This is a genomic window from Chryseobacterium sp. GW821-FHT04C04, from assembly GCF_059420365.1.
This window is the reverse complement of sequence record NZ_JBWKTO010000001.1, coordinates 951,238-973,470: the sequence shown is the minus strand read 5'-3', so window position 1 is coordinate 973,470 and position 22,233 is coordinate 951,238. Positions and strand designations below refer to the sequence as shown.

General features: G+C 37.4%; 17 protein-coding genes. 11 read left to right on the top strand and 6 right to left on the bottom strand.

Annotated elements, in window-relative coordinates; genetic code table 11:
• Positions 1-94: 94 nt before the first annotated feature.
• Together AC07UM_RS04415 and AC07UM_RS04410 are read right to left on the bottom strand one after the other, a co-directional pair.
• The gene (locus tag AC07UM_RS04415; protein WP_494682306.1) at positions 95-766 is read right to left on the bottom strand and encodes a hypothetical protein; all 672 of its coding nucleotides are present in this window, start codon (positions 764-766) and stop codon (positions 95-97) included.
• A gap of 79 nt (positions 767-845) precedes the next feature.
• Positions 846-1,418 (bottom strand): Crp/Fnr family transcriptional regulator, encoded by a 573-nt coding sequence (locus AC07UM_RS04410; protein ID WP_494682307.1) that lies wholly within the window; start codon positions 1,416-1,418, stop codon positions 846-848.
• Positions 1,419-1,611: 193 nt separating this feature from the next.
• Between AC07UM_RS04410 and AC07UM_RS04405 the strand changes: the two genes are divergently transcribed.
• Positions 1,612-2,751 carry an acyl-CoA dehydrogenase gene (locus tag AC07UM_RS04405; RefSeq protein ID WP_109738867.1) on the top strand — a complete coding sequence of 380 codons (1,140 nt, stop codon included), beginning with the start codon at positions 1,612-1,614 and terminating at the stop codon, positions 2,749-2,751.
• Between the two features lie 25 nt (positions 2,752-2,776).
• A complete protein-coding gene (locus AC07UM_RS04400; RefSeq protein WP_494682308.1) occupies positions 2,777-3,142 on the top strand; it encodes a hypothetical protein in 366 nt (121 codons plus the stop codon).
• Between the two features lie 117 nt (positions 3,143-3,259).
• Here the strand turns inward: AC07UM_RS04400 and AC07UM_RS04395 are convergent, their stop codons facing one another.
• The 3 genes from AC07UM_RS04395 to AC07UM_RS04385 form a co-directional block, all read right to left on the bottom strand.
• Positions 3,260-4,291 carry a cupin domain-containing protein gene (locus AC07UM_RS04395; RefSeq protein WP_494682309.1) on the bottom strand — a complete coding sequence of 344 codons (1,032 nt, stop codon included), beginning with the start codon at positions 4,289-4,291 and terminating at the stop codon, positions 3,260-3,262.
• A 114-nt stretch (positions 4,292-4,405) separates the two neighbouring features.
• Positions 4,406-5,350 (bottom strand): DUF4349 domain-containing protein, encoded by a 945-nt coding sequence (locus AC07UM_RS04390; protein ID WP_494682310.1) that lies wholly within the window; start codon positions 5,348-5,350, stop codon positions 4,406-4,408.
• 361 nt (positions 5,351-5,711) lie between these two features.
• On the bottom strand, positions 5,712-7,307 hold the full coding sequence (locus AC07UM_RS04385) for a peptide chain release factor 3 (protein ID WP_494682311.1): 1,596 nt from the start codon (positions 7,305-7,307) through the stop codon (positions 5,712-5,714).
• 300 nt (positions 7,308-7,607) lie between these two features.
• Between AC07UM_RS04385 and AC07UM_RS04380 the strand changes: the two genes are divergently transcribed.
• The 8 genes from AC07UM_RS04380 to AC07UM_RS04345 all read left to right on the top strand — a co-directional run bounded on the left by AC07UM_RS04380 (position 7,608) and on the right by AC07UM_RS04345 (position 20,351).
• Entirely contained in the window at positions 7,608-8,438 is an 831-nt protein-coding gene (locus tag AC07UM_RS04380) for a CPBP family intramembrane glutamic endopeptidase (protein ID WP_494682312.1), read from the top strand.
• A gap of 42 nt (positions 8,439-8,480) precedes the next feature.
• The gene (gene rdgB / locus AC07UM_RS04375; protein WP_410494242.1) at positions 8,481-9,056 is read left to right on the top strand and encodes an RdgB/HAM1 family non-canonical purine NTP pyrophosphatase; all 576 of its coding nucleotides are present in this window, start codon (positions 8,481-8,483) and stop codon (positions 9,054-9,056) included.
• 68 nt (positions 9,057-9,124) lie between these two features.
• Positions 9,125-10,039 carry a ribonuclease Z gene (locus tag AC07UM_RS04370; RefSeq protein WP_494682313.1) on the top strand — a complete coding sequence of 305 codons (915 nt, stop codon included), beginning with the start codon at positions 9,125-9,127 and terminating at the stop codon, positions 10,037-10,039.
• Between the two features lie 7 nt (positions 10,040-10,046).
• A complete protein-coding gene (locus AC07UM_RS04365; protein ID WP_494683055.1) occupies positions 10,047-10,817 on the top strand; it encodes a TIGR02757 family protein in 771 nt (256 codons plus the stop codon).
• Between the two features lie 11 nt (positions 10,818-10,828).
• Positions 10,829-11,383 (top strand): DUF1003 domain-containing protein, encoded by a 555-nt coding sequence (locus AC07UM_RS04360; RefSeq protein ID WP_494682314.1) that lies wholly within the window; start codon positions 10,829-10,831, stop codon positions 11,381-11,383.
• Between the two features lie 204 nt (positions 11,384-11,587).
• Entirely contained in the window at positions 11,588-13,948 is a 2,361-nt protein-coding gene (locus tag AC07UM_RS04355) for a choice-of-anchor L domain-containing protein (RefSeq protein ID WP_494682315.1), read from the top strand.
• A gap of 178 nt (positions 13,949-14,126) precedes the next feature.
• Complete coding sequence (locus AC07UM_RS04350) at positions 14,127-17,705, top strand: choice-of-anchor L domain-containing protein (protein ID WP_494682316.1); 3,579 nt, start codon at positions 14,127-14,129, stop codon at positions 17,703-17,705.
• Between the two features lie 288 nt (positions 17,706-17,993).
• Positions 17,994-20,351, top strand: coding sequence for a choice-of-anchor L domain-containing protein (locus tag AC07UM_RS04345; RefSeq protein ID WP_494682317.1), 2,358 nt, complete (start codon positions 17,994-17,996; stop codon positions 20,349-20,351).
• Between the two features lie 120 nt (positions 20,352-20,471).
• Here AC07UM_RS04345 and rsmA read toward each other — a convergent pair whose 3' ends face one another.
• On the bottom strand, positions 20,472-21,242 hold the full coding sequence (rsmA, locus tag AC07UM_RS04340) for a 16S rRNA (adenine(1518)-N(6)/adenine(1519)-N(6))-dimethyltransferase RsmA (RefSeq protein WP_494682318.1): 771 nt from the start codon (positions 21,240-21,242) through the stop codon (positions 20,472-20,474).
• 91 nt (positions 21,243-21,333) lie between these two features.
• Here rsmA and AC07UM_RS04335 point away from each other — a divergent pair, with 91 nt between their 5' ends.
• Positions 21,334-22,233: a cell division protein FtsX gene (locus tag AC07UM_RS04335; protein WP_494682319.1), complete on the top strand. Its 900-nt coding sequence runs from the start codon at positions 21,334-21,336 to the stop codon at positions 22,231-22,233.

Here is a 22,233-nt window from a genome sequence, read left to right as displayed (position 1 = left end):
TATTAATTTAAAATCCGGTACGGAAAATAGATTACTTCCTTATATCTTTTCAACTGCTCATCGAATCCCTCCGTTTTTTTGTGGAAACATATTTTTACTCATCAATAGAAAGCTTTATTTTCCTGTTTTTATCAACCCAGCCGGCAAGGAAGAGAATGATTGCCATAAGAATTACAAAAGCTATAAATAAAACCTGTACAGAATCGGGAGGAGGAGGTCCGAATGTATTGGAAAGCGTCACAGCCACAAGCAACACGATCAGTCCCCAAAGCCCCCATTTGCCTTTCTTATTCTTTGCAGTGGTTGTAGATGTATAGACAAACAAACCTCCGAAAAAGATAAGAAATTCAATAATGAGCGTTGCAGCAATATGGTTCCATAGTCCGAATCCCATTTTATAATTGCTGAATGGGGTAATGGGCAGATCTGTCGTGTGAACGATCAAATCAAAGAACCAATGGCTGAGAACACATAAACCAATGACCACAGCGCTCCTGATATCTTTTTTTATTAAAAAATAGATGAACCCAGCAAGAATACCCCATATAATACCCATCAAAAGGCTGTGGGTGTAGGGAAAGTAAAGAAAATCGTATGCATTCACTTTAGTATATCCAGGAACAACCGCTACTTTTTCTATAGTAAAAATGAGCATAAAAGGCCAGAGTATATCTACAAACTGAGTGGCTGCAAATAAGGTAACTAATGAAACCTTGGGTGCTATTTTTTTGGCAGCAAATGATAAACCGAAATGTCCTATAAACATGATTGTATTGTTTTTACGTTTAATAACGGACACAAAGTTAGAATATAGAAGAAGGTGTACACTTGATAAAAATCAAGAATTACATAAGCTGTTTTTTTCTGATCCTGCTGAACGTTTCAGGGGTCATTCCCAATATGGAAGCAATATATTGTAAAGGAACCTGGTTAAATAATTCTTTGTTGTTCTCAAAAAAAGAATTGTATCTCTCTTCTGCAGACATCGATAAATGACTGAAAATCCTATCCTCCATATACGTAAGACATTGTATGATGAAATTCTTTTCCAGCTCATTCCATGTCGGAACTATATTGATGATTTTACTATAGTCACTGTGATTGATGAAATGAATTTCTGTATCGGACAGCGCTTGAATGGTCCAGCGGGATGGATTTTTAAAATAGAAACTTGATAAGTCTGTCCCAAAATATCCTTTGGTCGCGATCCATTGGGTAATTTCCTTATCATCTGTTGTTGTAAAGACTCTCAATAATCCAGACTGAATAAAACATAATTTATTACATCTACTTCCCGCTTTTAGAAAGTGATCTCCCTTTTTCAGGATCTCTGATTTGAAAAGTGAGCTTATCTGATTCAATTGTTCCGGCTGAATAATTTTAAAATGAGATTGGATATAGTGTTCAAGTTCTGTCATCACGCAGGAATTAAAATATTCATATGACCAAAGCTACACATTAAATCAATACTTTATATGCTTTGTGCTTTCAAGTAATAGGTTGTTCTTTGTCATATTTGTGCAGCGGGATAATTAATAACGGGCGATTACCAATTCTATTTTCAGATTTCGTTAAAAAGTGTAAATTTACGGCTATCTAATTATTTTTTTTATGGACTTTAATTTATCGGAAGAACAGCTGATGATTCAGCAGGCAGCAAGAGACTTTGCACAGAACGAACTATTACCTGAAGTTATTGAAAGAGACCGTGACCAGAAGTTTCCTGCAGAGCAGGTGAAGAAAATGGGAGAAATGGGACTTTTAGGAATGATGGTAGATCCAAAATATGGCGGTGCGGGTATGGACAGCGTTTCTTACGTGCTGGCAATGGAGGAGATTGCAAAAGTGGATGCTTCTGCAGCTGTTGTAATGTCTGTAAACAACTCTTTGGTTTGTGCTGGTCTTGAAAAATTTGCTTCTGAAGAGCAAAAAGTAAAATATCTTACTCCTCTTGCAAGCGGACAGGTAATCGGAGCGTTTGCTTTATCTGAGCCAGAAGCGGGTTCTGATGCTACTTCTCAGAAAACAACTGCTGAGGACAAAGGAGATTACTATCTTTTAAATGGTATCAAAAACTGGATCACCAATGGGGGTACAGCTACTTATTATATTGTAATTGCTCAGACAGATCCTGAGAAAAAGCACAAAGGGATCAATGCTTTCATCGTTGAAAGAGGATGGGAAGGTTTTGAAATCGGAGCAAAAGAAGACAAATTAGGAATCAGAGGAAGTGATACTCACTCTTTGATCTTTAATAATGTAAAAATTCCAAAAGAAAACAGAATCGGTGAAGACGGATTCGGGTTCAACTTTGCAATGGCCGTATTGAACGGAGGAAGAATAGGTATTGCTTCCCAGGCTTTAGGTATTGCTTCAGGAGCTTACGAAATGGCATTGAAATATGCTAAAACAAGAAAAGCTTTCAAAACTGAAATTATCAACCACCAGGCGATTGCATTCAAATTGGCTGATATGGCTACTCAGATTACTGCAGCAAGAATGTTATGCTTCAAGGCAGCTTGTGAAAAAGATGCTGGAAAAGATATCTCTGAAAGCGGAGCTATGGCAAAACTATACTCTTCTCAGGTAGCAATGGATACTACTATTGAAGCAGTCCAGATCCACGGTGGATACGGATACGTGAAAGAATATCACGTAGAAAGATTAATGAGAGATGCAAAAATTACGCAAATCTATGAAGGTACTTCTGAAATCCAGAAAATCGTGATCTCAAGAAGCATCGCAAAATAACATTTTATAAAACACACTATTTATTATGAAAAAATCTTTGTGGATCACCCTTGGGGTTGTACTGCTGCTGCTAGGCGTATTTGTCTGGTATAAGTACTATTTTGTTTTCGGAGAAGGAGTAAAATCCGGATACCTGAACTATGCTATGAAAAAAGGCTATGTCTTCAAAACGTATGAAGGTAAGCTGATTCAGGAAGGTTTCGGAAAGGGAAAGACAGGAACCATTACAAGCTATGAGTTTGAGTTTTCTGTGGATGACCCTGAAATTTTCAAACAATTGGAAACCAACAGTGGTAAAACTTTTGACCTGCATTACAAAGAGTACAATGGTGCACTTCCGTGGAGAGGAAACACAAAGTTTGTCGTAGACAAAATAGTGAATATGAAATAAAAACAAATAAGGCTCTCAAATTGAGGGCCTTATTTTACACCAAATCACAAAATATTAATATATGAAATAAAAATTTCCAAATTTACTTTTGAATTTCGCCTGATTGCAAAAATTCATTTATTTGATAATAAGCTTACCGGATGTCGGGAGTTGATCAACAATTTTATCGCCCACTCCAAAATTCCCTTTTAAAATATCTTTCGGATTTCCACTGATCCAGCTGCTGAGATCAATAGCTTCATATAAGCCATTATTAAATCCGAGAAGAACGATAAGCGTTTCTGTTCCCGTATTTTTGATGTAATGACCTGCTCCCATTGGAACATAGCCCACATCTCCTTTATTAAATTCATCTTTTACAAACTGTCCCTCAGCCAGAAAAACACCCATTTCTGCCTTTCCCTGAATGTAATACTGCCATTCGTCAGCATTAGGGTGCCAGTGCAGCTCTCTTAAGCCTCCCGGTTCTATTTCGAAAATACTTCCGGTGATGGTTTTCGCAATCTCAAATTCCTTCTGGGTAACCACTCTTTGTATCCCGCCTCCAGGAACAACAATAGGCTGCTGAGCTGCCAGCGGATAACGGTGTTTTGAAACCAGTGAAATTTCATTTTTTGCAGAAGCCAGTCCGGAACGGATATCCGGAAGCTCGCATTGTGCAAAATAAGCTTCGCCCTGATGCAGCTGCTTTACTTCATCCACAGTCAATCCTAAGTTCTGGGCAGCAATTTCTACCGGAACACTCGAGATAAAATCGGTGATGCTAAAGGTATGGTCTTCAGAAAAATCACCGTTGTCAAAAATTAATATAAAATGACAGCTTTTACTGCTGATACATTGCAGCACATGGCCATAACCTCTTGGAAAATACCATACATCTCCCGGATTAAAAATATCAATAAAAACATTTCCCTGCGGATCGATAACGGTGGTCCGCATCTGCCCTTCCAAAACATAGCCCCATTCTGCAGCATTGGCATGCCAGTGAAGTTCACGGATAGCTCCCGGTTCAAGATGCATGCTGACTCCGGCAAGATTTTGAGAGGCTTTGAATTCTTTTACAGAAACTCCTCTTGTGATTCCACCAGGGCCAAGTCTGGGCTCCTTTTTTTCTAACTCATACTTAAAATTAGGGAGTTCTTTATTCATGAGCCGATGTTTTGATGATTAATATTTTGATAAATTTAAAAATAAGAATTTATCTAAAATTACAAATATTATTAAAAAAATATTAAAAAATCCATCACAATTATGGATTGATGTTTAGTTAGCATCATTGTTAGGAATATTTTTCTTTTTCTTTTTGAAAAAATAATATCCAATACCTGCAATAAGAAATAATGGCCACAATGGAAGGATAAACAGGAAAATGGAAGTGATAACGTCCCAACCTGATTCTATGGCTGCCAATGATTTTCCACCGAAAGTGGTAGGTTCTTTTTCTGTTTCAGTCTTGTCTGCAATGTTGACATTGATGTTACAGATGGTATTATCTGCATAAGTACGCCCTGAAACCTGTATATCTTTTGTGTCAATATCGTTTACATTGCTGCTAATGGCTTCCATTAAGCCATCGAAATGCTGGATAGGAACTTTGATGTCAATACTGTATATTTTTTGATTCTCTCCATGAGGGCTGGCAGACTCAATATAAGAAAGGTTTTCACTTTTAATATAGCCGTTATTTTTGTTGGCTTCTTCCCGGATGATTTCCTTTACCGTTTCCGCATTGTCTGCTCTTATAACAAGGTATCCTGATTTTACCATTTTATCTTTTGGCATATTCAGTTCATAGCTGTCGTTTTTAGGCTTGTCTTTATAAATGATTTTGGTTTCCTTAATAACCTTGGGAGCCACAGCTTTTACAGCAATTTTTTCAGATTTTTTTTCTGCGGAATCTTTTTTCTCTATTTTGGATTCCAATTTTGTAGTGGCAATTTTTTCAGATAAAGAATCTACCATTTTTGACGTGTTTTCTATCTTCTGCTGAATATCGTTTTTGGTATTTTCAAAATCTTTTATTTTAATATTGGCAGAATCCAAAACTTTGCCTGCTGTTTTGTTGACGTTATCAATAGCTTCGGTAGCAATTGTGGCTGCGCTGTCAGCCGTATTGAAAGCTTCATTAATTTTACCTTGGGTAGCTTCTGGTTTCTTACACATAATGAAAGTGCTTGATACAGCAACGAGTAATATGAACTTTTTCATAACATTAATTTTTTTGATGAAGTAAAATTAGAAGGGAAGTTCTTGTAAAGATTGTAAATAGACTGTATTGTGCTGGTAAAATAGTAACTGTTATACTTTCAGTGTTTTGTATTTGTTTTACAAAAGATTTACAAGAGGATTTTCACTTGTTTGAAACCTTAAAGTTGTTTGAAACCTGTTGTCTTTTCTCCGGATATAAAATTAAAAACCTAAAAATCTCCCTCTTCTGGAAGGGTGGCGGAAATGTAAACAATTTTTGATGGGGTGGTTGTAGAAAGTATACCATAAAAAAAATCCGCAGAAATTTTCTACGGATTTATATTTTCAATGATTTCGCCTTTTCGCGATGTTGTCTGTTTATTTAATTTTCTCTGAACTCGCTGATGAAGTGCAGCTTCACATTCGGGAATTTCTCCTGCGTCATATGAATCGTGAATGATGAGTCTGCAAGAAATACCAATTGATCGTATTTATCTCTCGCAAGGAATCTCTGCTTTAATCTTGCAAATTCTTTGAACTCTTCAGATTTCTCATCAGCTTCTACCCAACATGCTTTGTGCATGGATAGAGGTTCATAAGTGCATTTTGCACCATATTCATGCTCAAGACGGTATTGGATAACTTCGTACTGAAGGGCTCCCACAGTTCCAATAATCTTTCTGTTATTCATTTCAAGGGTGAACAACTGTGCCACTCCTTCATCCATCAGCTGGTCGATACCTTTTGCCAACTGCTTAGCCTTTAACGGGTCGCTATTGTTGATATAACGGAAATGTTCAGGAGAGAAGTTAGGGATACCTTTGAAACTCAGTTTTTCTCCACCTGTAAGCGTATCTCCGATTCTGAAATTTCCTGTATCATGTAAACCAACGATATCACCAGGGAAACTTTCTTCTACTACTTCTTTTTTATCTGCAAAGAATGCGTTAGGAGACGAGAATTTCATTTTCTTACCTTCTCTTACCAATAAATAGTTTTCGTTTCTTTTGAATGTTCCTGAAACAATCTTTACGAAAGCTAGCCTGTCTCGGTGTTTAGGATCCATATTCGCATGAATTTTAAAAACGAATCCTGTGAAAGTATCTTCTTCAGGTTTTACCAAACGGCTATCACTTTCTTTTGGTTGTGGCATTGGAGCAATATCGATGAAAGCATTCAATAATTCACGAACTCCAAAGTTATTTAAAGCTGAACCGAAGAATACCGGCTGTAAATCACCTTTCATATAATCCTCACGGCTAAATTCAGGGTAAACAGATTGAATCAGATCAAGCTCTTCTCTTAAAGTGGCTGCTGCTTTTTCACCAATCACTTCATCAATGGAAGGATCATTGATATCATCAAATTTAATAGAATCTCCAACTTTCTGTTTTTTCTCTTCTAAGAATAACTGAATGTTGTTTTCCCAGATATTATAAATTCCCTGGAAGTCGCTTCCCATACCAATTGGAAGAGAAAGCGGACAAACCGTTAATCCTAATTTTTGTTCCACTTCATCCAATAGATCGAAGGCATCTTTACCCTCACGGTCCAATTTATTGATGAAAACCAACATCGGAATGTTTCTCATCCTACAAACCTGAACCAATTTTTCAGTTTGTTCCTCAACCCCTTTTGCAACGTCGATAACAACAATTACAGAGTCTACAGCAGTTAATGTTCTGTAAGTATCTTCAGCAAAGTCTTTGTGACCCGGAGTATCCAGGATGTTGATTTTGTGGTCTCTATATTCAAAAGCCAATACGGAAGTCGCTACAGAGATCCCTCTCTGTCTTTCGATTTCCATAAAGTCGGAGGTAGCTCCTTTTTTTATTTTATTGGACTTTACCGCACCCGCTTCCTGAATAGCACCCCCGAAAAGAAGTAACTTTTCTGTAAGAGTTGTTTTTCCGGCATCCGGGTGGGAAATGATCCCGAAGGTCTTTCTTTTTTGTATTTCTTTGATTAAGTCTGACATATCGTATTTTGAAGTTGCAAAAATCGTGATTTTTTGCGAGGTTTTCAAATTTTAATTAGGACAATGTTGGTTAGATGGGAGAGTAGGTCGTGGATAAGGTTTGATCGTTTAACGCAATGGCTGATTTCAGAACAATGCTATAAAATTGTATATTGTAGACTCAACCCCTTGGAATGGAGATTCTGTATTCATTTTGTGTGGTTCATGAATAAAGGAATGAAAATAAGAAATTCCTTTTTTAGTTGCCTGTAGCAGTCAAAAAAATTATCTTTGTTTCTAATAAACTTTTACAGAGAAAGGATGGAAAATAGCAAATATCCGAAGTTTACCTTCACATGGATTGGCGGTGTTACTTTGGTGGTTGGATTATTCGTAGGAACAATGGCTGTTTCTTTATTCAGCACTTTTTGGAAAGTTGTTTTCAAGGAAAATCTTGAGCTTAAAGATTGGTTTTTAATGGTAGCAAATTCTGTAGGATTTGTTACTGCTATTGCCTTCTTCGATTTCTTTATTGTAAGGCGTACCACTCAGAAGAAACTTAACTTCAATCTGTCATCAGTGAACTTCTCTACCTATCTCCTTATTTTTCCAATGATGACGGGGATGATGTTTATTGCAGAGTTTATAGCCGCTCAGATACCCACTACAGGACCTTTTTTTGGTGATTTTTATGAATATTTTATTCAGTTGATGAGTCAGTTGACGGATAATCCGGTAGTCATGATGATCATGACGGTAATTATGGCCCCTATTTTTGAAGAAATTATATTCAGAGGGATTATCCAGAAAGGTTTGATTAATAAAGGAGTAGAGCCATGGAAGGCGATTCTGTATGCCTCTGTTATTTTCGGAGTAGTTCATGGAAATCCCTGGCAGTTTATCAGCGCAGTGATGCTGGGCTGTGTGCTGGGACTGGTATATCATAAAACAAAGTCTTTATTGATGCCGATATTGCTGCATGCGTTTAATAACTTAACCTTGTCACTATTGGTACTATATGGTAAGGATGAAAGTTTTGCAAAGGTTCTTCATGTTTCAGAATGGCTGGTCCTGGCTGTTGGAATTGTACTTTTCTCTTTATTTTATTATCTTTTTATGAAAAAGTATAAAGTACATTATGCTGAAATGTAAGGAATCTGGCTAAAAAAAGTAAAATTGAAAATGAATATAGAAATGGAATTATTAGTAGCTACCCACAACGAACATAAAAAAGAAGAAATTCAACAGATTCTGGGAAGTGATTGCGTTGTAAAAAGTCTTACCGATTACAATATTCACGAAGAAATTGTAGAAGATGGAGATTCTTTTCATGCCAATGCTTTGATTAAAGCTAAATACTGCTTCGAAAAGACTGGCGTTCCAAGTTTGGGAGATGACAGCGGCCTGGTAGTAGAATCTTTAGATGGGAGACCGGGAATCTTTTCTGCCCGTTATGCCGGAGATCATGATTTTGCTAAAAATATCGAAAAGGTACTGGAAGAAATGCAGGGGATTGAAAACAGAAAAGCTTATTTTGTGACTGTTCTGTGCTACTACGATGATAACGGAGCTCAATATTTTGAAGGAAGAGTACACGGAAACCTTTTGACAGAAAATAAAGGTTTTAAAGGATTCGGGTATGATCCTATTTTTGTTCCTGAAGGATATGAAAGAACCTTTGCAGAAATGGATCCTGAAGATAAAAACAAAATCAGCCACCGTAAGCAGGCATTGGACCTTTTCATGGATTTTTTAAAAGTGACTGATTAAGTTTAAATATCACGGTGAAACACCCATTTAGATTTTCTGTCGTACATTTGTTATAATAAATTATTGATTTGAGTACTTATTTAACAATATTAGGCTTTAACTCCGCTATTCCAACCATCAACACGTCACCTACAGCCCAGCTGCTGGAAATGGAAGAAAGACTCTTTCTGATCGATTGTGGAGAGGGTACGCAGGTACAGCTGAGAAAAGCAAAAGCAAGATTTTCAAAAATCAATCATATTTTTATTTCCCATCTTCATGGGGATCATTGTTTCGGTCTTCCGGGACTTATTGCCTCTTTCCGCCTTTTAGGAAGAGACACCCCATTGCATGTCTATGGTCCGAAAGGAATAAAGAAGATGATGGAAACCATTTTTCAGATTACAGAAACCCATCGTGGTTTTGAAGTGATTTATCATGAATTGGATAAAGATTATTCTGAAAAAATATATGAAGACAACAGAGTAGAAGTATATACTATTCCGTTGGATCACAGGATTTACTGTAACGGTTACCTTTTCAAAGAAAAGCCGAAAGACAGGCATCTTAATATGAAAGAAATTGCCAAGTACAGCGAGATTGAAACCTGTGATTATCATAATATAAAAGCAGGGAAAGACTTTGTACTAAGCGATGGCTATGTTCTTAAGAATGAAATTCTGACCGTTGAACCTGCTCCGTCAGTATCTTATGCATTTTGTAGTGATACCCGTTATCTTGAAAGTCTTATTCCGATTATTAAGAATGTAACGGTTTTGTATCATGAATCCACATTTTTGCATGATCTGAAGGAAATGGCTGATTATACAGGACATACTACGGCATTGGAGGCGGCAACGATTGCTCAGAAAGCTCAGGTTGGAAAGCTTATTTTAGGACATTTTTCCAATCGATATGGTGATCTGACCGTGTTTACCGATGAAGCTAGAAAGATATTTCCCAATACATTTTTACCAAAAGCATTGGAAAGTGTAAAGATTTAGAATGGATATGCTGAAATTTGAAGAACTCAGAGATTTTCTTAACGAAAAAGCAGATCAGTACAACGCTCCTGATTTTATTGAAAATGATCCTATACAGATTCCCCACCGTTTTTCCTTAAAACAGGATGTGGAAATTGCAGGATTTCTGGCAGCTACCATCTCCTGGGGAAACAGAAAATCGATTATTAATTCTGCGGATAAGATGCTTGATATGATGGGAAATTCTCCCTATGATTTTGTGATGAATTATTCAGAAAAAGACCTGGAAAGTATTCAGGATAAAAGCATTCACAGAACTTTCAATGGACAGGACTTTTCCTATTTTATCAGACAGTTCAATAGGATTTATAAAGAAAATGAAAGCCTGGAAAGTTTATTTGAAGTAAAAAACTCAGAGAATAATTTTCTCCATGCGATAGAAAGATTCAGAAGTGGATTTCTGGAAACAGAAAAGCACAGAAGTCATAAACATATCAGTTCACCTTACAAAAATTCTTCTGCCAAAAGGATTATTATGTTTCTGAGGTGGATGGTGCGTAAAGATAAAAGAGGTGTAGATTTTGGGATCTGGGAGAATATCAACCAGAAAAACCTTTCCATTCCTTTGGATGTGCATACCGGAAATATCTCCAGGAAATTAGGATTGGTTTCCAGAACTCAGAATGACTGGAAAACAGTAGAGGAGCTTGATAATGCCATTAGAAAATTTGATAAAGATGATCCGGCAAAATATGATTTTGCATTGTTTGGATTAGGCGTAACGAAAGAACTGTTGTAACAATATAAAGGATGAAAAAATATAACGAAAAAACAGAAGTTCTTGAAAAGATTGCAGACAGTATTACCTCGTGGATAGGATCTATTCAGTCCCTGATCGTACATACGTTGCTATTCCTTACTTCGTTTTTGCTTCCGATGCTGAATATTGTAGATTTTGACAAAATGCTTCTGATTCTTACTACGGTACTTTCTCTGGAAGCTATTTATCTGGCTATTTTTATTCAGATGTCAGTCAATAAAAGTCACGAAAAAATTGATGATATCCAGGAGGATATTGAAGACATTCAGGAAGATATTGAGGAAATTAGTGAGGATATTGAAGAGATCAGTGAAGACATTGAAGAAATCAACGAGGATATAGAAGATATCCAGGAAGACATTGAAGAAATCAGTGAAGATATTGAAGAAATCAACGAGGACGAGGAGGAGGAAGATCATAATGAAAGAGCAAAAAATGTAATTCTTAAAAGCAATGTGACTTCCAATAAGAACGAAATAAAAGGTTTAAAAGATATCATCGCGCAACTGCAGAATGAGATCGATCAATTGAAAAAAGATCAATAAAATAACTAAATTATTTGAATAAAATTAAACAGATCAATATCATTGATCTGTTTTTTTAGGGATAATTCCAATTTTGAATAATTTACGGAAAATGTAACAATAAGAAATAAAAGTTATGAATCTAGAAGTTCATTTGTGAAATAGTCATACTGAAGGCTGATTTAGTATAATTATTTTTGCTACATTTGAACAAATGAAAACAAAATGTTAATCTATAGACTAAAAAACTATTTTTTCCTTTTTTCTTTTTTATTGATTTCTGTTGCTGCATTTTCTCAAACGAGACCTGTCAGAAAATCAGAAAAGATAAAACCTTCTGCTGCCAGTCTTAGGGCTGGTGCATTTATAGATGTGAATGTTCCTCCTTATACTCCGTCCAACTATACTCCGGAGCAATTGGTGAAAAATATTCTGATCAATGGTGGTACGAATTGTACGACAGCCAATGTAACGAATGTTACTGTATCTCCTAATCATGATGTGACTAATAACAACAGATTTTGGGGATATTTTCATAAAGGAACAACAAGTTTCCCTTTTACAGATGGGATTGTTCTGACTACAGGATATGCTTCAGAAGCTGGTAACAATTATGTAGCTGCTGTTGGGCAGTCAGTAGGAACAGGGAGTGATGCAGACCTTGTAACCGCTACTGGAGCTACGGTGAGCTTGACAGATGCTGTAGCTCTTGAATTCGATTTCGTCCCGAATTCCAATCAGGTGAAATTTAATTACATATTTGTTTCTGATGAATATACTTCAGATTATCCTTGTACCGGGTATTCTGATGCTTTTGCATTATTGTTAAAGAAAGTTGGAGATCCTACTTATACTAATCTTGCCATATTGCCGGGAAGCGCTGGACCCGTAAGTGCAACTAATATCGTTCCTGCAGGGAACGGATTCAGCTGTGGTCCTATCAATGCAAGTTATTTCGGAGCCTTGGCAAATCCGCATTTGGTTATTAATTATTTTGGAAGAACAACTCCTTTAACGGCAGTTGCAGATGTAATTCCTGGGCAGACCTATCATTTTAAAATGGTATTGGCAGATGCAAAGGACCCTTCTCATGACTCTGCAGTATTTCTGGAAGGAGGATCTTTTGATGTGGGAATTAAGATTGTAGATGAAACCGGCGTGGTATTGCCTGGCAGCATCAACATGTGTGACAATACACCAAAACAGCTGAAAGCACAAGTAGCAGCCATTCCGGGAATGACTTATCAATGGTACAAAGACGGAGTAGCCATTCCGGGAGCAACCAGCGCTGTTTATGTTGCAACCCAGCCAGGAGTATATACTGTAAAAGTAATGGTTCCGGGCAATCAGTGTCCTAGTGAAGCAACCATTACCATTATCGGAGGAACAAGTCCTACCGTACAGAATGCTGAGCTTAAACTTTGTACAACACCTACGCTCAGTACCTTTAATTTAGAAACAGCTAAACCTTTGATCAGTACAACGCAGGGAGCGGTATTCCGTTTTTATGCGAATCAGGCTGATGCGCAGGCTCAAAATAACAGCTATATTACCAATCTGACCAATTACACGGGGACAGATGGACAGATACTCTATGTACTGGTTTCCAATGGTGCTTTCTGTAGCAAGATTGCAACCTTAACGTTAAGAAAAGAAGAAACTCCAACAGCCTTAGTGACAGCTCCGAGATTAAAAATCTGTGCTGGTGAATCTGTACTGTTAACAGCAACCGGTGGAGTGACCTATCAATGGAGTGATTCTTCAAGCACTACTGGGGGAATAAGAACGGTAAGCCCTACTCAGACCACTACATATACGGTGTATGCCATCGGAGCACAGGGATGTAAATCTTTACAGCCGGCACGTATTACGATTGAAGTAGTACCAGCTATTGTTTCAAACTTAAAAGGCGGTCATATCTGTCAGGGAGATAAAATTATCCTGGATGCAGGTTCAGGACCTGGATATACTTACCAATGGAGTAGCGGTGAGACAAGCCAGAGCATTACTGTAGGAACTCCGGGAGAATATTCTGTAATGATAAGTAATGGAGTATGTTCAAAAGAGTTCAAAACACAGGTGATAAAAGCGGTGATTCCTGAAGTCACAAAAGTAGATTATAATGACAAAGGAACCATGATCCTTACTGCTAGTAATCCTAGTAATGGTATATTGGAATATTCAATAGATAATGGGGTAACCTGGCAGTTATCAAATGTATTTAACAATGTTCCTAAAAATAAAGTGATTGCTATCAGAGTGAGAGTGAAATTTACGAGCTGTGTAGGTTTCCTTGAGTTCTTTACATTTGTTATGAAAAATGTCATTACTCCAAACGGAGATAATGTTAATGATATCATTGACTTCAGCGGAGTGGTTAATTATAAAGATTTCAGTGGTCAAGTCTTCGACCGATATGGAAGAGTAGTATTCAAAGCAGAGAAGATGACACCGTATTGGGATGGATATTTCCAGGGTAAGAAACTTCCTACTTCAACCTATTGGTATCAGGTAACCTTTGAAGATCCTGCAAGTAAGGAGATAACCGTGAAAACCGGATGGATACTCCTTAAAAATATAGAATAATTTAAACCATATTAAATGATAATAGAAAGACTGGCTGTTTTGTCAGTCTTTTTTTATTATTTTAAAATAAACAAAGTTGATATCCTAACATAAATAAATTTGCGTTAGTAATAATGTAAATTGTGTTAACTTGAATTTCAATCAAAAAAAATAGTATTTTTGTTTAAAATAATATAAAATGTTAAATAGGAGGAGAGGAAATTTATTTTTAGCGTTATTTTTAGCTTTCATGGGGAACTTTGTTTTGGCTCAAAATAAAGGAAGGGTAGAAATTGCTGCAAAACCTAAAGCGGCTTCTTTAAGAGCGGGCGCCTTTATAGACGTGAATGCACCAAGTTATCCAGAATCCGGCTATCCTATTACCCAGCTGATAAAAGATGTTCTTATATCAGGAGGTACTTGTACAAATTCCAGCGTAAGTAACGTAACTGTATCTCCTAATCTACCTGCTACCAATCAGAACCGAAGCTGGGGATATTTCAATAAATCAAATACCAATTTCCCATTCAGTAAAGGGATCATCCTTTCAACAGGATATGCCAATAAAGCAGGAAATGTTGTTCAGGGAACTCTAAGTGATGATCTGGGAACAGGAGGAGATATAGATCTGGCAAATGCTTTGGGAATTGGTAATAATAATCTTACCAATGCCACCTCTATAGAATTTGATTTTGTGGCAGCTTCTACCGAAATTACTTTCAGATATTTATTTGCATCAAAAGAATATCAGCAAAACTTTCCATGTACCATCACTGATGGTTTTGCCTTGCTGTTGAAAAAAGCATCTGACCCTACTTACACCAATCTTGCAGTACTTCCTGCAGGAGCAGGAGCAGTAAGTGTTACAAATATTCACCCGCAATATCAAAACTGTGGACCTAAGAATGAAGCCTATTACGGAGGTACAAATACCGCTCAGATTGAAACCAATTTTAATGGACGTACAATCCCTCTGACAGCAAAGGCAACTGTAATTCCAGGAGAAACGTATCACTTTAAAATCGTATTGGCAGACTATCAGGATCCCAACTTTGATTCTGCCGTATTTTTAGAAGCAGGGTCATTCGATATTGGAGTAAAGATCCTTGATCCGGCAGGAGTACAGCTTCCCGCTTCTGTAAATATGTGTGATAATACACCGCAGACTTTTACGGCTTCTGTTCAGGGAGCCAACATAACCTATCAGTGGTATTTAGGAACCAATCCTATTGCCGGGGCTACCAATGCAAGCTATACAGCGACTCAACCGGGGGTATATACTGTTAAAGTTTTTATTCAGGGAAATAGCTGTCCGGGAGAAGCTACCATTACAGTAGTAGGCGGAACTTCACCTACCGTACAAAATGCTTCCTTGACAGCTTGTTATGCTGCCGGAAATGCCACATTCAATTTAACATCAGCACAAGCCTCAATAAGTACAACTCCGGGAGCTGTATTCTCATATTATACGACCTTGGCAGATGCCAATGCAGGAAATACAAATACAATTCCTACTCCAACAACTTACCAGAGCGCAGGGGGAACAGTATATGTGAGAGTAGCAAACGGTTTCTGTGCAAAAGTAGCCGAGCTTCAGTTGATAAAAGCACCACAAATGACAGTGTCAATAGCTCCTCCGATAGTACTAACCTGCGCTAGTTCTCAGACTACGCTGGATGCGTCGGCTTCGGTTTATCCGACCGGTGCTACGTTCAACTGGACAACTACAGGAGGAAATATTGTTTCAGGAGGAACAACTTTAAATCCTGTTATCAATGCTGCGGGAACTTATACTTTAACCATAACAAAAATTTATCAGCCCGGAAATCTCAGTTGTACTGTTGTGGGCAATGTAACTGTAACAGGAAACAGCGCTCCGCCAGTTACCGGACTTACCTCAAACAAATTGAAAATCTGTAAAGGTGATTCTGCAATACTTACCGCTTCAGGAGGTGCTACCTATAATTGGGGTAATGGACTTCCGGGAACAGGGAATACACAAACTGTATCGCCTACCGTTACAACAACTTATACCGTTACAGCTGTAGGAGCTAATGGATGTGTATCTCAAAATCCTGCTACTATAACGATTGAAGTATCAGAACCTTTTACTGCACAGAATGCAATATTGCACAAGTGCTATCAACCAGGATTGACCTATAATCTTACAGAGGCACAACCTCAGATCACGACTACCGCAGGAGTTACCTTTACCTATTATATAAACCAGGCTGATGCCAATGCTGCTAACGGAAACTTTATTGCAACTCCTACGACATATACTCCGCCAGCAAACCAGACGATTTATGTATTGGTAAGTAATGGAGGTTGTAGCTATGTGGTGTCTCTTCAATTATTGAGCACGCCTCAAACTACCCTTACGATTGCTGCGCCACAAACAATTACCTGTACAACCCCTCAGATTACAATTAATGCTTCAACTTCTGTAGTACCTGCAGGATCTACCATTGCATGGACAACAACCGGAGGAACCATTGTTTCAGGAGGTAATACACTTACTCCTGTTGTAAGCGCGGGTGGTACCTATACTTTAACTGTTACGAATGTATCACAGCCAGGAAATTTAAGCTGTACTTTTACTTCAACAGTAACTGTACAGGAAGATAAAGTAAAACCTGTGGCTGCACTTGTTTCATCACAACCGCGTATTTGTGTGGGAGAATCTGTAACATTGACTGCTTCAGGAGGGGTAACCTACAACTGGGGTAATGGTCTTACAGGAAACGGAAGTACTCAGGTTGTTTCACCTACTAACACTACAGTATATACAGTATTTGCTGTGGGAGCTAATGGATGTATATCTGCAACACCGGCAACGGTAACTGTTCAGGTAGGTCCGCCTATAGCAGGTCTTACAGCTTCCAAATTAAAAATTTGTGAAGGAGAATCTGTAACATTGACAGCCACCGGAGGAATTACTTATAACTGGATCGGACTTACCGGAAATGGAAATACTCAGGTAGTTACGCCTACAATAACGACAGAATATTCAGTATATGCATTGGGAGGAAACGGATGTAGTTCTGTGAACCCCGCTAAAGTTACTATTGAAGTAGTTCCGGCAATCGTTTCTACATTGAAAGATGTATTTGTCTGCGCTGGAGACAAGGGTACTCTTGATGCCGGTTCAGGACCAAATTATACTTACGTATGGAGTACAGGAGCAACGACTCAAACAATTACTACTAGTATTGCGGGAACGTACTCTGTGATAATCAGCAATGGAGTTTGTTCCAAAACGTTCTCTGCGCAACTGATCAATCCTGATTTGCCACAGTTTACAAATGTGGTGTATGATAATCATATCCTTACTCTTACAGCAAGCAATCCTACTGGAGGAACTTTAGAATATTCAATAGACGGAGGATTGACATGGCAATCATCAAATGTATTTACAGGTATTTTGAATAATACAACGTATTCTCTGATGGTAAGAGTGAAAGGCGCTAAATGTGGTACTTCACTGGATTATTTCACATTCGTTATCAGTAATGCTATTACCCCTAATATGGATGGTATAAATGATACCATCGATTTTACAGGAATCAGCGGATATAAAGATTTCGCAGCTTCTATCTTCGACAGATACGGAGCGGAAGTATTCAAAGCTGGAAAAGGGGATGCTATATGGAAAGGATCTTTAAAAGGTCTCAATCTTCCTACAGGTACTTATTGGTACAGGGTACAATGGGAAAACCCGGCCAGTAAGAAAATGGAACAACGTTCAGGCTGGATTCTTCTAAAGAACAGAAATTAGATATTTTTTTAAATATAAAATAAACAACAAAATCTTTCAGTAATGGAAGATTTTGTTATTTTTAAGAATATCTGTTATCGTGTTTTGTGAATTATTTAAAATAGGGGATAAATATGTTAAAACAATTTGTAACACGATGCTACCACATTATATAGGGGTTGAACGGATAGGGATTGATTAACGGAAATTTACTGTAAAAGGTTCTTATTTTGTTTTTTTGTCGTAAAAAACACAAATATGTATATGAGATATTTAAAAAAAAATTAAATTTGTTGAAACAAAAATATTATGAGAAGACATCTACCGCTTTGTTTATTTTTTTTAGTCATTTCGACTTTTTTATTTTCACAAAACCAGCCGCCAAGGAAGCAGGCAAAAGAAACGAGTACAGCTCTATCAAGAAGAGCAGGTGCTTTTATTGATGTGAATGCCCCGTCATATCCTGAGTCTAGTTTCACTATAGAGAAAATGGTAAAAGATGTATTGATCTCATCCGGGACCAATACCTGTTTGACTCCCAATGTAAGTAATGTGAAGATTACTCCTAATCATGCTGCAAGTGATGCAGACAGAGCCTGGGGATATTTTCATAAAGCTGCAACCAACTTTCCTTTTAAAGATGGGCTTATCCTTTCTACAGGATATGCGAGAAGAGCTGGTAATACCTTCGAAGGTGGACTTAGTGATGTCAATGGTGGAGGATCAGATGCTGATCTTGCACAAATTATTGGGGTAGTAGAAAGTAGATTGAATGATGCCGTGCTTTTGGAATTTGATTTCGTTCCTACTACAAGTCAGATTAAATTTAATTATTTGATTGCATCTGAAGAATATACAGGTTCATTCCCTTGTACCTTTGCAGATGCTTTTGCAATCTTACTTAGACCTACTTCAGGAGGGCCTTATGTGAATATGGCTATACTTCCGGGAGGAGCGGGACCGGTAAGTATTACCAATATCCACCCGGCAATAGCAGGGAGTTGTGGTGCGGTAAATGAACAGTATTTTGCAGGTTATAACACAGGTAATGTTGAAACGAACTTTAATGGAAGAACAATTCCATTGACTGCTACAGCAACAGTAGTAGCTGGGCAGCAATACCACTTTAAAATGGTAATTGCCGATTACAGTGACCATAGCTATGACTCTGCTGTATTCCTGGAAGGTGGATCTTTCAATATTGGAGTAGACCTTTTAGATCCTGCAGGGACAAAATTACCTTCTGATATCAATGTTTGTGACAACGTACCTCAGGTAATCACTGCTTCAGTAAATGATCCTAACCTTGTCTATCAATGGTATTTTAATGGTGCTCCGGTACCGAATGCCACGACCAATACTATTACGGCTATACAACCAGGTACCTATACTATTGAAGTAAGCGTTCCGGGGAATCCATGTCCGGGTAAAGCAACCATCCAGATTCACGGAGGAACAACTCCACAGGCTCAGAATGCAACATTACTGCTTTGTACAACACCGGATATTACCACTTTTGATTTAAGTACCATTATGCCGGCGATAAGCCCGACTCCAGGAGCTATCTTCAAATTCTATGCAAATCAGGCTGATGCAGTTGCGCAGAATAACAATTATATTCAGACTCCATTAAATTATAATGGAAACGATGGTCAAATTCTTTATGTGGTAGTTTCTAATGGCGGGTTCTGCAGCAAAATGGTTGAACTGACATTACAGAAAGAAGCAACACCAACAGCTAAAGTAAAAGCTTCCAGAATGCAAATCTGTCCGGGAGAATCTGTAACCCTTACTGCTGAAGGAGGAGATACCTATCTTTGGAGCAACTTTATGGGAACTGGCAATATGCAGACTGTTACTTTGTACCAGACTACAACATTTACAGTATACGCACTTGGACCAAAAGGCTGTAAATCTCTGAATCCGGCAACTATTAGAATCGAAGTTGTTCCGGAAATCACTTCACCATTGAAAGATGTTGAAATGTGTATTGGTGATAAAGTGACTTTAGATGCAGGTGCAGGCACAGGCTATAAATATCTTTGGAGTACAGGAGCTACCACGCAGAAAATTGTTGTAGACCAATGGGGAATTTATACCGTGGAAATTGATAATGGGATTTGTAAGAAAATCTTTGAGGTTAAAGTAATGGGAGCAGCTACTCCTTTTGTTACCGCTTTAAACTATGAAAGCATCAAAAAAACAGTAACGATCACTGCTGAGAACCCTCCAATGAACAATTTACCAAGCACATTGGAATATTCTCTTGATAACGGAATCAGCTGGCAGGCTTCCAATGTGTTTACCAATCTTTTGGATAATACCAACTACACGGTTTTAGTAAGAAGAGTAGGGACACATTGTGTAGGATCTCTTGAGTTCTTTACACTGCAGATCAATAATATTATTACTCCGAATGAAGACGGAATCAATGATGTATTGGATCTAAAAGCTCTTGGGGATTTTAAAAACTTTACAGGATCTGTATATGACAGATACGGAGTGGAAATGTTCAGATTCTCAAAAGAAGCTCCTATCTGGGACGGAACCGTAGGAGGGAAGAGACTTCCAACAGCAACATACTGGTATAAGTTTAATTTTGAGTATCCAAAATCAAAAGCTCAGATGAATTGGTCAGGATGGATTATGCTGAAAAACAGAAATTAAAATTGATAATGTAATATAAAAGAAAGCCTTTCAGATTTATTTTGAAAGGCTTTCTGCTTTTAAAAAAAATAAGATCTTTAATCCAATAAAAAAGCTCCCGATCAGGAGCTTTTTCAGGTCTTATTTATTGTCTTTCCAGAGATTGGCGAAGTATATAAAGTCTGCTACACTGAGTTCTTCAGCTCTTTTATCTAAAAATTCATGTCCTTTTAATGGCTCAGGAATATTTAATATTTTTAAAGCATTAGAAAGCTTTTTTCTTCTTTGGTTGAAACCTGCTTTTACAATCTGCTTAAATAGAACTTCGTTGCCTGCAAGACCATCTTTTGGATTTCTTGTAAGGCGGATTACCCCGGATTTTACCTTTGGCGGCGGATTGAAGACATTCTCATGTACTGTAAACATATAGGTTACATCATAATAGGCCTGTATCAGAATAGAAAGAATACCGTAATCTTTAGTTCTCGGTACGGCAGCCGTTCTTTGAGCTACCTCTTTCTGAAACATTCCTACCATTTCGGGGATCAGCTCGTAATAATCTACAATTTTAAACAAGATCTGTGAAGAAATATTATAGGGGAAATTTCCAATGATGGCAATCTGATCATCTTTGATAAAACTGAAATCCTGCTTCAGAAAATCTCCTACAAAATTTTCTTCAGTAACCTTTGTATAATTGTTTTTCAGGTATTCGATAGATTCTGTATCGATTTCTGCAAGATAGATGTTCTGATCTTTTTCAAGAAGATATTTGGTAAGAACTCCCATTCCGGGACCTACTTCCATGATGTTATTATAGTTCTCAAAACTAAGACCTTCTACGATTTTTCTTGCGATATTTTCATCTGTCAGGAAGTGCTGACCAAGATGCTTTTTTGCTTTTACACTCAACGTTTTTTATGATTTTATTAACAGTGATTTTCTTTTTTTCGTCCCAAATTTCGGAAGATTTTTTCTATTTTAGCCAAAAATTTTAATATTAATGGCTAAATCTGTAGATGAATTTAATAAGAAAAGGCTTCGGTCCAGCAATATTACAGTAGTGATAAGTATTGCCTTAGTGTTATTTTTGTTAGGGTTAATGGGACTTATTTTAATTAATGCCCAGAAATATTCTGACTATATCAAAGAACAATTGGTGGTGAACGCCTACTTTGATGAAAATTATGATGCTAAAGATTCTGTGAAAATTGCAAAACTAGAGGAAGAAACTTTTAAAAAGGTACAGACATTAGCTCCTGTAAAAAAAGCGACTTATATCTCAAGAAGCATGGCTGCAAAAGAAGCCAAGAAAACAATGGGAATTGACAGTGATGCATTGTTTGAAGAAAATATCTTCCCTTCTTCCATTGAAGTTGCTTTAAAACCAGAATTTGTAGATCCGGCAAAAATTGATGAAGCAATTAAAGAAATCAAATCTGTTCCAGGGATTATTGATGTGAAAAATGACAGCACTTTAATGGTGGATGTTTACAATAACCTGAGCAGAATTTTAAAGTGGATCTTAGGATTTTCTGTTCTGTTCCTGATATTGGCGGTTGTTTTGATCAACAACTCTATCCGTCTGAAAATATTCTCGAAGAGATTTATTATTAAAACAATGCAGCTGGTAGGAGCGAAAAGAAGATTTATCCTTAAACCTTTCATTATAGAAGCCATTATTTTAGGAGCTATTGGTTCTTTAATTGGTCTTCTTGCCTTAGGAGGTGTTTGGTATTATTTCACAAGCCAGATTGGTTCTGCTTTCGTACAGGACAACAACCAGTACTTCTGGTTAGTGATCTTAGTACTTGGAGTAGGAGTTTTTATCTCTGTCTTAAGTACAATTTTCGCTACATGGAGATTCTTAAAATCAAACGTTGACGATTTATACTACTCTTAA